This window comes from Mesorhizobium sp. WSM4829 (genome assembly GCF_055811475.1).
In genome coordinates this window covers 76,114-90,160 of the sequence record NZ_JBVVQJ010000020.1, presented here as the reverse complement: position 1 = coordinate 90,160, position 14,047 = coordinate 76,114, and the positions used below count along the sequence as shown (strand labels likewise).

Sequence of the window (14,047 nt, the reverse complement as noted above, 5' to 3'; positions counted from 1 at the left end):
GTCTTCGAGCGCCTTCGACAGGATTGAACGGTCCTCGGCGAGCCTGTTCATGTGATCGGAGATAAGGCCATTCACGCCCTGCAGGTCGGTTTCCAACGCTCGCGCCAGTTGACCACGATCTTCCGCCAGCTTTTCGGACTGGTCTGATAGAACGCTTTTGATCGTGTTGAGATCGGATTCGAGCGCGCGCTTGAGGATGTCGCGACCCTCGGCCAGTTTCTCGACCTGCCCGGTAACCAGCCCATCGATGCTCGACCGGCTTTCGGCCAGCTTGGCGAGATCGTCTTCGAGCGCCTTCGACAGGATTGAACGGTCCTCGGCGAGCCTGTTCATGTGATCGGAGATAAGGCCATTCACGCTCTGCAGGTCGGTTTCCAACGCTTTCGAGAGCTGACCACGGTCTTCCGCCAGCTTTTCCGACTGGCCTGATATGACCTCCTTGATCGTGTTGAGATCGGATTCCAGCGCGCGCTTGAGGATGTTGCGGCCTTCGGCCAGCTTCTCGACCTGACCGGCGACCAGCCCGTCGATGCTCGACCGGCTTTCCGCCAATTTGGCAAGGTCTGCCTCGAGCGTTTGCGAAAGCAGGCTGCGATCGTCGGCGAGCCTGCCCGAATGGTCCTCGATCAGGCCTCGGATGCCCGACAGGTCGTCTTGGAGCGAACGCGAAAGCTCGCTGCGGTCTTCCGCCAGTTTGGCGGAATGGGTCTCGATGAGACCCTTGATGCCGACAATGTCGGTTTCCAGCGCCTTGGCGAGCAAGGCGCGACCTTCGGCGATCTTCTCGACCTGGCCAGCGACCAGGCCGTCGATGCTGGCGCGGCTGTCGGCCAGCTTGCCGAGATCGGCATCGAGAGCGCGTGAAAGAATGCTGCGGCCTTCGGCAAGCTTGCCAACATGTCCGGCAACCATTTCGTCAATGATTGTCCGGGCTTGTACAAGTTTTCCAGAGTCTTCGTTCAAGGCCTGCGAAAGCCTGTTGCGGCCCTCTTCGAGCCGTTCGAGATGGCTGCCGAGCGACGCATCGATGGCGGCGCGCGACTCATTGACCTTGCGCAGATCCTCCTCGAGGGCGCGCGAGATCAGGTTGCGGCCTTCGGAAAGCTTCTGCACCTGGTCGGTGACAGCCGCGTCGATGCCGGCGCGGCTTTCGGCGAATTTCTCCAGATCGGCCTGCATGGCCGCCGTCATGTGTTCGCGGCTTTCGGAAAGCTTGCGGCTGTGGTTCTCTACAGCCTCCTCGATGCCGACGCGGGCATCGGCAAGCCGCTGGATGTCGGCGTCGAAGGCGCGCGACACCACATGACGGGCCGCTTCCATGCGGCCGGCGAAATCGCCGGCGCGTGCTTCGAGCATCGACGAGGTCGACGAAACGATGTCGGCCATGTCGGCGCCGATCTGGGTCTTGCCCTGATCGATCATCGCCGAAAGCGTCTCCTTGCTCTCCTGGAAGGTATGGGCGATTTCGCGCGCGCGCTCGACCAGGGTCTCGTTGATCTGGCGTGCGCGGGCCTCGAGCGCGGCGTTGAGCTTTTGGGTGCCGGTGTCCAGCGCTTCGGCGCGGGTCTGGAACTCGCTGATCAGCACCTGGCCGCGTTCGGCGAGCGTCCGCTCGATGCCGTCAAGGCTGGCTTCAAATTCGGAGTTGAGCGTGCGTGCGGCGCCGCCGAGCAGCGACACCATGCCGGAGGTCCGATCGTCGAGCAGATCGGTCAGCGACCGGGTGAGGCCGTCGGTCGTCTCCGTCAGCTTGGCAATGCGTGTGTCGAGAAGGCTGGCGAAGGCTTCGCCGGAGGTTGATAGCCGGTCAGTGATGGATTCGAGCCGGCCTTCCACCGAATCGAAGATCGACAGCGAGCTTTGGTTGATCCTGTCGATCAGCGTCTCGCCGGAATTGGTGATGGTCATCGACAGGTTGGTCGAGGCGTTGAGGATGCTGTCGCGAATGATGTCGCTGGCAGCCCCGATATCGTCCTTCAGCGTCTCATGCGCGCCGGCGATCGTGGCGCGCACGCGTTCGGCGTGGGTGACCACCGCTTCGCGCTCGCTGCCCAGCCCGTCGACAAGCGAGCGGATGCGGGATTCATTCTCCGAATAGGAGCGCTCGATCTGGTTGACCTCGCTGTGGACCAGGGTTTCGAGCTCGACGGCACGTGCAAGCGTGCGCTCGATGCCTTCACCCATGGCCGCAACCTCGCGGCGCACGGCTTGCCCGATCATCATGACGCGATCCTGGGCGATTTGCTCCGGCTCGGTCAGGCGGAAAGCCACTTCCGTCATCGACTGAGCAGCGATGCGCATCTCCTGCGCGCGGCGGATCATGGCTGCAAACGCCCAGAACAGGAGGACGGGCAGGATCGCAGCGATTGCCAGGCCAATCAGTTCGGGACGGGCGAAAAACTGGGCGGGCGTGCGGATTTGCCAGATGCCTGGGCCAAACAGCAGGTTTGCGAATGCACCGGCGCCCGCGATCCAGGCGAGCGAAACGAGCGCAACGACCCAGTAGATCGTGTTCGAGGCACGCCGATTGAGGGTGTGCAGCAGCGTCTTGTAATCTTTTTGACGAGGATCGTTGGCCGGCGTGAAGCCGGCCGGCTGCGTGCCATTGCGCGTTTCAACGGGGCGCGTTTCAACAGGGCGCGTCTCAAAAGGGCGCGTCCCAAAAAGGCGCGTTTCAACAGGGCGCAGTTCAGCAGGGCGCGGTTCCGCCGGCTTGGCGTTTGCCGCTTCTCTCTGGTCCTGGGCTTTCTGGTCCTGATTGGCGGCAGGCTCGGCATTCTGGCTCGGGTTGGCGACAGGCTCGGCATTCTGGCTCTGGTCGGCGACAGGCTCGGCATCCTGGCTTTGGTTGGCGACAGGCTCGGCATCCTGGTCACGGCCCTCACGTGCCAACTCGTCGGCGGCCTGCGATATCTGCGCTTCCAGATCCTCCATCGACGCGGCGATGTCGAGATCGCCGCCGGCATCGCCGCTCAAATCGATTTCAAGTGCTTTTTCGAGTTCCCTGGCTACGTCGTTGTCAAGCGTTCTTGTCGTCGATGTTTTCTTCGCCATGCCTTCGCTACCCTGTACAAGCTGCCGCGGGACTTGTTGATGTTGCTTTTCGTGTCCCACGCAAGAGGCTGAAAATGGACCTTTCGTATCGTAATGACACACCGGGGTAAAGAAAACCTGCATTCGGTGCGATACGTAAAACTTTAAATATAAGGTTAACAGAACTGTGATTCCGGCGCCGCTATCGCAACATTTTTTCGGGCCAATCATTAACCCGTCGTCCACAGGATGGGCCTATTTTTTTGGCGGCTGCCTCGTTAGAACGGAGTTGCAGAGTCATGCGTGGCGAAAACGGCATTGCCTTCTCGATGCCCGGCGGCGATGTGTCGGGAACGGCCGGGTCGCGGCCCGTGGACCTGGCGCATCTGGCGCGCCAGACGATGGGCGACCGCAGCCTCGAGCAGGAGGTGCTGGCGCTGTTCGTGCAGCAGGCATTGTCGGTTCGCGACAGGATCGTCGACGCCGATGTGAAGCAAAGACTGCTCCTGGCGCACGGGCTGAAAGGCTCGGCGCGCGGCGTCGGCGCCTTCGCTGTTGCCGATTGCGCCGGCGCGATCGAACTTCAACCTGAAGATACCAATACCCTCAAGCGGCTTGGCTCCCTGATCGAAGAAGTCCGCGATTTCGTCGCCGCCATCAGCCGTTAAACCCATTTCCGAAAAAAACGGCATAGAGCGACGCTTTCGCGCCGCAGTTGACTTGTCTGCGGGAGTGATTATCTCGGCTGGGACTCCCTTCAGGTGACAAATGACCAAGCTGACCTTCATCGCCCATGACGGCACACATTTTGACGTGGATGCCGAAAACGGCTCGACCGTCATGGAGAACGCGATCCGCAACGCCGTGCCCGGCATCGAGGCCGAATGCGGCGGCGCTTGCGCCTGCGCGACCTGCCATGTCTATGTCGATGAGGCGTGGACGGCCGAGGTCGGCGAGCCGGAAGCGATGGAAGAGGACATGCTGGACTTCGCCTACGACGTCCAGCCGAACTCACGGCTCTCCTGTCAGATCAAGGTGCGCGACGCTCTCGACGGCCTGGTTGTGCGCGTGCCCGCCCGCCAGGGCTGAAGCGTGGAGGCTTAAGCGGGGGATATAGCCGATTTTTCCAGCGCCGGCTTGGCAGCGGGCCAATGGTCATGCAGTGTCGCGCCGTTCTCTACAGCGCCGCACGTCCCCTGGACCACGCAAAGCACGCTGTAGCACGGTGATTTGGCGCAGGATCCCCGGCGAGAATCGATTCCGATTTTCGGGGTCATGCGCATCGAAGGCGCATTCATGACCGATATCATCAGGACGGACGTATTGATTGTCGGGGCAGGGCCTGTCGGCCTGTTCGCCGTGTTCGAGCTCGGCCTCTTCGACATGACATGCCATCTGATCGACATACTCGATCGGCCCGGCGGGCAATGCGCCGAACTCTATCCGGAAAAGCCGATCTACGACATTCCCGGCTGGCCATCGATCTCGGCCCAGGGCCTGGTCGACAGACTGCTTGAGCAGATCGCGCCGTTCAAGCCCGACTTCACCTTTAACCGCATGGTCTCGAGCCTCGAAAAGCTCGAGGACGGCAGCTTTCGCGTCATCACCGACGAGAACGAGGTGTTTGAAGCCAAGATTGTGGTTATCGCCGCCGGCGGCGGCTCTTTCCAGCCGAAGCGGCCGCCAATTCCGGGCATCGAGCTTTATGAGGGCAAGAGCGTCTTCTACTCGGTGCGCCGGATGGAGGAATTCCGCGGCCACGACCTGCTTATCGTCGGCGGCGGCGATTCGGCGCTCGACTGGACGCTGAACCTGCAGCCGGTGGCCAAGAGCGTGACACTTGTCCACCGGCGGCCGGAGTTCCGCGCGGCGCCCGACAGCGTCAACAAGATGTACGCCATGCAGGAGATGAAGGAACTGGATTTCCAGGTCGGGCAGGTGACCGGGCTGACCGGCACGGACGGCCATCTCTCGGCGGCGACCATCAAGGGTCCCGATGGTGACAGCGAGGTGCCGTGCACTCGGTTGCTGCCGTTCTTCGGCCTGACCATGAAGCTCGGACCGATCGCCGAGTGGGGGCTCAATCTTCATGAGAACCTGATCCCGGTCGACACCGAGAAATTCCAAACGTCGGTACCGGGCATCTTCGCCGTCGGCGACATCAACTGGTATCCCGGCAAGCTGAAGCTGATCCTGTCGGGCTTCCATGAGGTCGCGCTGATGGCGCAGGCGGCCAAGCGCATCGTCAGCCCCGGCGAGCGCATCGTATTCCAGTATACGACGTCGTCGACCAGCCTGCAGAAGAAGCTCGGCGTCGCCGGCTGAGTCTCTTACTCGACGAGAATCGCCCTTACCGCCTGGCCGAAGCTAACCCGGCAGCTGGCCGTTTTCGATGCGCTTCATGCGATAACGCAGCAGCCGCAGGATGCGGCTTTCGAAATTGATGGTTTCGACGCGATCGAACTGCATCTGAGCGCGGTCGTGCTTGGCAAGAATAGCGGCGGAGATTTCCGCTGCCTTGGCTTTGGCCTCCTGGCAGGTCTTGCGCGGGTGGGTCGCCTTCAGCGCATCCTCGAGTTCGCCGGCATGGTTCTTGGCGATCTCGACATGGCGGTCCTCATGACGCTTGATGTCGGCAGACAATGTATCCCAAAACAGCCTTACGCCGGCATCAGCCTTGCGCGGGCGGCGCCAGTCGGGAAGGATCACCTTGACCTTGACGGTGACATCGGCGTCGGCAATCGCGCAGGAGTTCGATCTTTCCGCATAGCTGACGCGGGTGGTGAACGCCATCTGCGTGGCGCCTGGATGCCGCATCCCGGTGCTCTTCACCCGAGGTCCAAGTTTCGTAAGCTGGGATCCGATATCATCGAGCGTTCTGCCGCCGATGCTGAAATAGCTATATGTCTTAACCAAATTCGCCGTGCCCGCCGGCAAGGCGGAACAAGCAAGCATCAGGGCGCAAAGCAGGGGTCGTTTCATCATGTTGCCTCTTTGCCTACCTTGCGCTACGGCCGTTGCCGACGCAACGGAATTGATCTTTGGTGGATCACACATGGTTTATCGACAATGACGACAGGGCGATGGCAGTTGGCGCATGGGCGGCATCTCGACCTTGGCGGCAAGGCGGTGATCGTCGGTATTCTCAATGTCACGCCGGACAGTTTTTCTGACGGCGGACTGTTCGTCGCGCCCGAACAGGCGATTGCCCAGGCGCGCCGGATGGTGGAAGAAGGGGCCTCTGTCATTGACGTCGGTGGCGAATCGACACGCCCCGGCGCATTTCCGGTAGCCATCGAGGAAGAGCAGGCCCGCGTGCTGCCTGTCATCAAGGCGCTCGCCGGGCTCGGCGAGGCGCTGATTTCGGTCGACACCTATCGCGAGGACACCGCCCGGCTTGCCGTCGCCGCCGGCGCTCACATCCTCAACGACGTCTGGGGCCTGCAACGCGAACCAGGCATCGCGCGGGTCGCGGCCGAAACCGGCGCCGGCCTTGTCATCATGCACACCGGGCGTGACAGGCAAAAACTGCCCGACGTGATCGAGGATCAGTTTTTCTTCCTTGGGAAGTCCCTGGAAATCGCCCGGCGAAGCGGCGTTGCCGACGACCACATCGTGCTCGATCCGGGCTTTGGCTTCGCCAAGGAAACCGCAGAGGAAAATCTCGACCTGATGGCACGGTTTTCCGAGCTCGATGTCTTGGGCCTTCCGCTGATGGCCGGTACATCGCGAAAGCGCTTCATCGGCGCCGTCACCGGCCGCGACGCCTCGGCCAGAGACGCCGGAACAGCGGCGACGAGCGTCATACTGAGGCTCAAGGGCGCGCGGCTTTTTCGCGTCCACGATGTCGCAATCAATGTGGATGCGCTGGCGGTTGCGGATGCTATGCTGGCGCGTGAAACCGCCGCATAGCTCGCAAATCGAAATCGATTCCAGCAGGATGCGTAGATTAAAAGCCTTAGAGCGTAGTCTGTGCGCCCAAGCGGACGCGCATCGCTCCAATCGAGCAGGACGCTGAGCGATGTATATCATCCGCATGAAAAATTGCGCCTTCTTCGCTCGGCACGGCGTGCTGGATGAGGAGGAGACGCTCGGCCAGCGCTTCTATGTCGACGCTGCGCTCACCGTCGAACCCGGCCGCGCGCTGGTCGATGACTCCATCGAGGATACCGTCCACTATGGCGTTGCCTTCGGGGTGATCGAAAAGATCATCACCGGGGAGAGGCGTTTTCTGATAGAAGCGCTGGCGCTGGAGGTGGCCCGGGCGCTGACGGCCCGCTTTCCCCAGATCAAAAAGGCCGAAATCACTGTGCGCAAGCCGAACGCGCCGGTGCCCGGCGTGCTCGATCATGTCGAGGTGACCGTTGCCTGGCCCCAATAACACGGTCTACCTCAGCCTTGGCGGCAATCTCGGCGACCCGGCAAGGTCGATGGGCGCGGCGCTGCGCATGCTGGACGCCGACGGGAACACGCGCGTCGTTGTCGTCTCCTCGCTTTACCGCACGCCGCCCTGGGGCAAGCTCGACCAGCCGGATTTTCTCAATGCGGCCGCCGAAATTTCGACCGTGCTCGCGCCACATGCATTGCTCGATCTCTGTCTCGACGTCGAGCGCAGGCTGAAGCGGGTGCGCGAGGAGCGCTGGGGTCCACGGCTGATCGACATCGACATTCTGGTGTTCGGCGATCGGATCATCCACGAAACCGGGCTGGAAGTGCCGCATCCGCGCATGCTGGAGCGCGCCTTCGTTCTTGCGCCGCTGGCCGAGATCGCGCCTGACCTCACCGTCGACGGCAGAAGCGTGGCAGAGCGGCTTGCCGCTCTCGATAGCGCCGGCATCGAGCAATTGTCGTCCGGCCGGGATTGGTGGCTGACCTAAAGCATCGAACCAAAACCTCTAACCATTTTTGGCTCCGATGCACTGAGCTCAGCCGGAAAACCCGCCGCCGTCGAGGAACACCTGTTCCTCCGGCGTCGTCTCGCGGCCAAGCATCCTGTTTCGATGCGGAAAACGGCCGAAGCGCTGAATGATCTCCAGGTGCTCGACGGCATACTTCAGATAGGATTGGGCTTTGGCGGTGGTGAGGTCCACCGATTTGAGCTGGTCGGCGAGATGCTCCGAATGCTCATAAGGCAAATAGAGGAAGACGCGAAGCTCTTCGTCGAGCGCGAGATCCTGGCCGGCGGCGATCGCCTTTTCGGCAAAATGCCTTGCCAGCGGGTCGGTGGCATACATATGGCCGGTGCCGCGAAAGCAGTTTCGCGGGAACTGGTCGAGCAGGATCATCAGCGCCAGTGAGCCTTCGGCATGCTCCGACCATCCGTCGCATTCACGCCGCGCGGCAGCGTAATGCAGCTCGAGAAACCAGTTGCGGAACTCCGCGTCGAAGGCGTCATTCTTCTCGAACCATGCATCTTTCCCGGCGTCACGCCAGAATTTGGTGACGGAGAGCGCGCGCTCGTCCAGTTCGATCATCTGTTTGCTCTCCAATGTTTAGTCGGCAGGCTCGGATTTGTGCAGAACGCCGGCGGTTTCTTCATTGAGCGCCTGACCGGTGCGGCGCGGCTGGCTGAGCGGTGTCGGAATGGGTGTGCCGATATTGCCCTTGAGGAAGCGCGCTCCGGCGCGGACCCCTTCGGCGAGCTGCAACTCGAAACGGGCGGCATCGCGGTGGCGGACGTCCTCGATCACCTCGGCGACTTCCTCCGGGTCGACGCCCAGTGCTTCCAGCGTGGAGCCGCCGAAGACAAGTGCTGATTCGAAGGTTTCGCGAATCTGGAAATCGACGTCGGCACGTATCAACTGCAGTGCGGTTCCGCGGTCGAAAGCGCGTGCCAGCACGGTGAGCAGGGGAAACTCCGCCTTGATCAGCTTTGCGATGCGGACGGCGACATCGGGCTTGTCGACGCAGATCAACACGGCGCGCGCGCGGCCGGCGCCTGCGGCGCGCAGAATGTCCAGCCGCGTGCCGTCGCCATAATAGACCTTGAAACCGAAATCGGCCGCCGCCTGGATCATCTCGACCTCATTGTCGATGATCGAGACGTCGATCCCGCGCAACAGCAGCGGCTGGCTGGCGATCTGGCCGAAGCGGCCGAAGCCGATGATCAGCACGCTGCCGGTCAGGCCATCGGCGATGTCGACGCCTTCGAGCGACTGCTCGTCGCGCGGCGTCAGATACCGCAATGCCAGAATGGCCAGCGGCGTCAGCACCATGGAGATGATGACGATCGCCGTCAGCGTCGCGTTAGCCTGGCTGTCGATGATGCCGACCGCCGCGGCGGCGGAATAGAGAACGAAGGCGAATTCGCCGCCTTGCGCCATGAAGACAGCGCGCTCGAGCGCTTCCCTGTGGCCGGTCTTGAGGATGCGGGCGACGAGGTAGATGCCGATCGCCTTTATCACCATGTAGGCGACGACGTAGATGGCGACAAGCCGCCAGTTCTGGGCAACCACGTGCAGGTCGAGCGACATGCCGACAGCGAGGAAGAACAGCCCGAGCAGCACACCGCGGAAGGGTTCGATGTCGGCCTCGAGCTGATGGCGGAAGGTGGATTCCGACAACAGCACGCCGGCCAGGAAAGCGCCCATCGCCATCGACAGGCCGCTGAGCTGCATGGCAAGCGCCGACCCCAGAACGACCAGAAGGGCGGCGGCGGTCATCACTTCGCGGGCGCGGGCATCCGCCAGGATGCGGAAGAATGGATTGAGCAGGTAACGCCCGGCCAGCACCAGCCCTACGATGGCGGCAAGACCGATGCCCACCTCCGTCAGCCGCTGCGTCAAGCTCATATCGGCGCCGCCCGGTGCCAGGAACGCGATCAGCGCCAGCAGCGGCACGATCGCCAGGTCTTCGAGCAGCAGGATGGAAACGATGCGCTGGCCTTTTGGCGCGGCGATCTCACCGCGTTCCTCCAGAAGCTGCATGACGATTGCCGTCGAGGTCAGCACGAAACCGGCGCCGGCGACGAAGGATTGCGAGACCGGAAAACCTCCCGCCAGTCCGACCCCGGTCAGCAACAGCGCGCAGACGCCGACCTGCAAGGCGCCAAGGCCAAAGATCTCCCGGCGCAAGCCCCACAGCCGTGACGGCTGCATCTCCAGTCCGATGATGAACAGGAACATGACGACGCCGAGCTCGGCGACGTGAAGAATGGCTTCCGATTCGGAAAAGATGCCGATGCCGAACGGGCCGATGACTACGCCGGCCGCCAGATAGCCGAGGATGGAGCCAAGCCCGATGCGCTTGAAGATCGGCACGGCGACAACACCTGCGGCGAGCAGCGCCACGACGTGGATCAGATCGCTGCCCGCTGCTTCTGCCGCCATGCCTGCCGTTCCGTTCTCTCTAAGGACCGCTGCACGTGCTGCGGCATCGAGCGGCAAAGATAGGGGCTTCGGCTGAGATCGAACAGTCCGAATCCGGAAACTGGTGCAGCAGTGTTGCAGGCGCGCTTCACGCCGCGGCTTTGGTCGTGAATAGTGAATAGTGAATAGTGAATAGTGAATAGTGAATAGTCAGTAGTCAGTAGTAGTCTGAAGTGATGTCACCATTCACCATTCACCATTCACTACTCACGGCGCGATGGAGCCGACTTCGAGCGTATCGACGCGCTTCAGCTTCATGCCGATGACCGGCACCAACTGCTGGTCGACGCGCACCGCAACCGTCACTGTCATCGAATTGTCGTTGAGGACAAGAGCCTGCATGACGCCGCGCAACTGGTTACGGTTGATGGTGAAGACGACCTTGTTGGCGCTGACCACGTTGCCGCCGATGATGTCGAGCCCGGAACCGGCGGCACCGCCCATGAAGCTGCCCTTGTAGCCCTCGCGGCCCTTGTGCTGGATCGTCGCCGACATCTGCTGGGTGAACATGCCGACCCGGCAACCGCCGTCGAGCGACATGCCGATCTTGCCGTCCGGCGTCGAACCGGTGAAACTGCAGGTGAATTTCGTGCCTTTGTATTTGCCGGCGACGATTTCCCCCGGGCCGACCCATTCGCCTTTCACCGATTGAAAGAACTTCTTGTCCCGTTCTGCCGCAAAGGTCTTTTCGGCCATGCCAGCGGTTGTTGAAACCACGACTGCCATGGGCAGGACGCTGGACAAGATCACGCTTTTCATCGACGACACCCGGCAACAAAGAGACTGGTTTGGAACCCGTCCGACCATGAACAAGATTGGTTAATGCTTCGTCACCGCTCGCGCATGACCCCCGAAAATCGGACGCGGTTAGCGCTCGGATCATGGGCAGAACAAACGTGCTGCAGCATCCCTTTGCGCGCCACCAGGACGTGCCGCGTCGGAGACGGTCGTCAGGTGTCGGAAGCGGATGTTTCCTTCTGCTTTTTGGTTGCAAATGATGTCAGCGCGGACAGGAAATCGCCCATGCCGGGCCGCCTCGCGGCGCTGAAGGGCAGGGGCCTTGCGGTCTCCATCGCAGCAATGCCGATGCGCGCCGTCATCATGCCGTTGACGACGCCTTCGCCAAGTTTTGCCGAGAGCCGGGCGGCAAGGCCATGGCCGACGATCTGCTGCACGAAACTGTCGCCGACGGCAATCGAGCCGGTCACCGCCAGATGGGCGAGAACGCTGCGTGCCAGCCGGAAGAACCCCAGCGTGCCCGGCCGGCCGCCATAAAGCTCCGACAGGCGGCGAATCAGCCGGCCGGCTTCGAACACGACATAGGCGACGTCGACCAGAGCGCGAGGGCTGACCGCCGTCACCAGCGACACACGCTTTGCCGCATCGAGGATCATCACCTTGGCGCGCGCATCGAGGGGGCCGAGGATTTCGGTCTCGGCCAGGCGCACCAGATTGCCGCCGTCGATGATCTCGTCGCGCAAGTCTGCCAGGGCGCGTCTGCCGGCCGCGGTTTCGGGCTTGGCCGCGACAAAGGCCGACAGTTCCTCGACCACGGCGCGAGCGGCTTTCGGATCGTCGCGGGCGATGGCGTCGAGCGCCCGCTTCTGCAGCTTTTCGACCTCGGCGAGGCGGGCGATCGCCAGGAACTCGCGGGCAAGGATGACCAGAAGCGCGAGCAGCGCGATCACGGCCATGCCGGCGGCCAGCCAGCCCAGCCATTCGGCACGGGCAAACAGATCGCGAATCAGCTGGTCGGTCCAAAGGCCGAGGGCCAGCGAAACCAGAACGCCCAATGCGCCGAAAAACAGGCTGCCTGATATCGAGCGCTGCCTCGGCGCGGTCGCCGGCGGCGGTTCGGCGGCGATGATGTCCGGCTCGTCGAAAACGTCGATTTCCGCCGGCGTGACGACGGCAAGGTCAGCGTTCACGGTGCGTGGTTTTCTGGCCGCAGCGGTGTCGGGCTGGCGCAAGGCCGCCTGTTGCTTTAGCGGGGCTTCCGGCTCGATGCGAAATGCCGCCGGCTTGCGGGGCGCGGTCATGCCAGGTGATCTCCGATCAGGAACTGCAGGGCGCGGTCGAGCCTGATATGCGGCAGCGACAGCGTGACGCCTTCGGCAGTGCGTTCGAGCTTTGGCGGGCGAAAGCGCACGAAGCGGATCGCCGGATCCTCATTGCCCTGCCGATGGCCTGGGCTCTGCCGATGGCTCGGGTTCTGCTGACGCTCTGGTCCGGAGACATCGAACACTGCATCAATTTTCTCCGGCAAGTCACCGGGAAATATGGCTGTTTCTGTTCTTCCATCAAATGTTTCGCCGTTGATCTTTTCACCTTTCAACGGTGTGCCGATGATGACCGGCAGCCTTTCACGGCCTTGCTTGACCGTGCCTTCCCGGGTCGCTCGCACCGCCGCCAGGGCGACCACGTCGACATCGGCGCCGGTGAAATTCGCGCGCGCCACGGCGCGGTCGGCGAGCCGCCGCACGATCGCCTGCAGCCGGTCATGGCTTTCGTGATGCAGATGGTCCGCCTTTGTCGCCGCCACCAATATGCGGTCGATGCGCCTTGAAAAAAAGTCGGTCAGGAAATTGCCGCGGCCGGGGCGAAAACAGGCGAGGATTTCGGTCACCGCACGTTCGAGATCGGCCATTGCGCCGGGTCCCGCATTCAAGGCCTGCAAGGCGTCTATCACAACGATCTGACGGTCGAGGCGCGTGATGTGCTCCCGGAAGAACGGCTTTACGACATGCGTCCTGTAGGCCTCATAGCGCCGCTCCATCATCGCCTGAAGCGACCCGGGCCGCGCCCGCCGCTCGCTCAGGCCCGGCAGCGGCGCGAATGTCAGCGCCGGTGAGCCCTCAAGGTCGCCGGGCATCAGGAAACGGCCGGGTGGCAGGGTCGAAAGCGCCCGCTCGTCGAGCTTGCATGCCTTGAGATATGCGGCGAAGCTCTCGGCGAGGCGTCGCGCCGTCATCTCATCGGCGTCGGCATTCGGGTCGATTGCGGCGGAGAGCGCGCGCCATTCCTGCGAAAGGTCGGCGCGCACCGGCAGCACGGCCATGTCAAAGGCTTCGCGTGAGAAATCAGCGTAGGATTTCCCGAGCAGCGGCAGGTCAAGCAGCCATTCCCCAGGATAGTCGACGATATCGACCGACAATCTGCCTGAAGAGAACATGCGGCTCCAGCCGGAGGCCGATTCATATTCGATGGTAAGCCTCAGCTCGGAAATGGCACGTGTCGAATCCGGCCACAGGCGGTCGTTGACCAGGGCCGCGATGTGGTCCTCGTACTGGAATCGCGGCACGGCGTCATCGGGTTGCTCTTCGAGGAAGGCACGGGCGATACGCCCCGATTTCTGCGCCTCGAACAGCGGCAACCGCCCGCCATGGATCAGATTGTGGACAAAGGCTGAGATGAACACCGTCTTGCCGGCGCGGGAGAGGCCGGTAACACCCAGCCGCAGCGATGGCGAAAAAAGCCCGGTAGCGCGCCCCGACAGCGTATCCAGGGCAATCTTCGCCTCGTCGGTGAAAGTGGTCAGCGATGATGCCAAAATGCGGTCTCTCGGGGCTTCGGTCCGCCCCGATATAGGCGCTGCCGGCTAGTGTGGCGAATCCGAAATTCGCGGTACCTTGGAGCATCGCAGTGAG

Annotated in this window: 14 protein-coding genes; 7 read left to right on the top strand and 7 right to left on the bottom strand. The window is 62.5% G+C overall.

Going from position 1 to position 14,047, the window contains the following annotated elements:
- Nucleotides 1–2,688: coiled-coil domain-containing protein (locus AC0L17_RS19810; RefSeq protein ID WP_473517105.1), on the bottom strand; the 2,688-nt coding region annotated here is incomplete at its 3' end.
- On the opposite strand from AC0L17_RS19810, the gene AC0L17_RS19805 reads away from it, so the two are divergent.
- From AC0L17_RS19805 to AC0L17_RS19790, 4 genes are all read left to right on the top strand, one after another.
- Nucleotides 2,569–3,126 (top strand): pentapeptide repeat-containing protein, encoded by a 558-nt coding sequence (locus AC0L17_RS19805; protein WP_473517104.1) that lies wholly within the window; start codon nucleotides 2,569–2,571, stop codon nucleotides 3,124–3,126. The genes AC0L17_RS19810 and AC0L17_RS19805 overlap by 120 nt on opposite strands.
- A 206-nt stretch (nucleotides 3,127–3,332) precedes the next feature.
- On the top strand, nucleotides 3,333–3,701 hold the full coding sequence (locus tag AC0L17_RS19800) for an Hpt domain-containing protein (protein WP_027151987.1): 369 nt from the start codon (nucleotides 3,333–3,335) through the stop codon (nucleotides 3,699–3,701).
- Nucleotides 3,702–3,801: 100 nt separating this feature from the next.
- Nucleotides 3,802–4,122, top strand: coding sequence for a 2Fe-2S iron-sulfur cluster-binding protein (locus AC0L17_RS19795; protein ID WP_006334837.1), 321 nt, complete (start codon nucleotides 3,802–3,804; stop codon nucleotides 4,120–4,122).
- A gap of 207 nt (nucleotides 4,123–4,329) precedes the next feature.
- Entirely contained in the window at nucleotides 4,330–5,358 is a 1,029-nt protein-coding gene (locus AC0L17_RS19790; protein ID WP_473517077.1) for an NAD(P)/FAD-dependent oxidoreductase, read from the top strand.
- Nucleotides 5,359–5,400: 42 nt separating this feature from the next.
- Here the strand turns inward: AC0L17_RS19790 and AC0L17_RS19785 are convergent, their stop codons facing one another.
- Nucleotides 5,401–6,018 (bottom strand): DUF922 domain-containing Zn-dependent protease, encoded by a 618-nt coding sequence (locus AC0L17_RS19785; protein ID WP_473517076.1) that lies wholly within the window; start codon nucleotides 6,016–6,018, stop codon nucleotides 5,401–5,403.
- Between the two features lie 84 nt (nucleotides 6,019–6,102).
- On the opposite strand from AC0L17_RS19785, the gene folP reads away from it, so the two are divergent.
- The 3 genes from folP to folK all read left to right on the top strand — a co-directional run bounded on the left by folP (nucleotide 6,103) and on the right by folK (nucleotide 7,910).
- Complete coding sequence (gene folP, locus AC0L17_RS19780; RefSeq protein WP_473517075.1) at nucleotides 6,103–6,945, top strand: dihydropteroate synthase; 843 nt, start codon at nucleotides 6,103–6,105, stop codon at nucleotides 6,943–6,945.
- Between the two features lie 109 nt (nucleotides 6,946–7,054).
- Nucleotides 7,055–7,414, top strand: a complete 360-nt coding sequence (folB, locus tag AC0L17_RS19775; protein WP_027151983.1) for a dihydroneopterin aldolase — start codon at nucleotides 7,055–7,057, stop codon at nucleotides 7,412–7,414.
- Complete coding sequence (gene folK / locus AC0L17_RS19770; protein WP_091593665.1) at nucleotides 7,398–7,910, top strand: 2-amino-4-hydroxy-6-hydroxymethyldihydropteridine diphosphokinase; 513 nt, start codon at nucleotides 7,398–7,400, stop codon at nucleotides 7,908–7,910. Before folB ends, folK begins: the two co-directional genes overlap by 17 nt.
- 48 nt (nucleotides 7,911–7,958) lie before the next feature.
- Here folK and AC0L17_RS19765 read toward each other — a convergent pair whose 3' ends face one another.
- The 5 genes from AC0L17_RS19765 to AC0L17_RS19745 form a co-directional block, all read right to left on the bottom strand.
- Entirely contained in the window at nucleotides 7,959–8,507 is a 549-nt protein-coding gene (locus AC0L17_RS19765; protein ID WP_031255672.1) for a DUF924 family protein, read from the bottom strand.
- 18 nt (nucleotides 8,508–8,525) lie between these two features.
- Entirely contained in the window at nucleotides 8,526–10,361 is a 1,836-nt protein-coding gene (locus AC0L17_RS19760) for a monovalent cation:proton antiporter-2 (CPA2) family protein (protein WP_473517074.1), read from the bottom strand.
- A gap of 246 nt (nucleotides 10,362–10,607) precedes the next feature.
- Nucleotides 10,608–11,159, bottom strand: coding sequence for a hypothetical protein (locus AC0L17_RS19755; protein WP_473517073.1), 552 nt, complete (start codon nucleotides 11,157–11,159; stop codon nucleotides 10,608–10,610).
- A 191-nt stretch (nucleotides 11,160–11,350) separates the two neighbouring features.
- Nucleotides 11,351–12,439: a YcjF family protein gene (locus tag AC0L17_RS19750; RefSeq protein ID WP_473517072.1), complete on the bottom strand. Its 1,089-nt coding sequence runs from the start codon at nucleotides 12,437–12,439 to the stop codon at nucleotides 11,351–11,353.
- Nucleotides 12,436–13,950, bottom strand: coding sequence for a YcjX family GTP-binding protein (locus tag AC0L17_RS19745; protein WP_473517071.1), 1,515 nt, complete (start codon nucleotides 13,948–13,950; stop codon nucleotides 12,436–12,438). Before AC0L17_RS19745 ends, AC0L17_RS19750 begins: the two co-directional genes overlap by 4 nt.
- Between the last annotated feature and the right edge of the window lie 97 nt (nucleotides 13,951–14,047).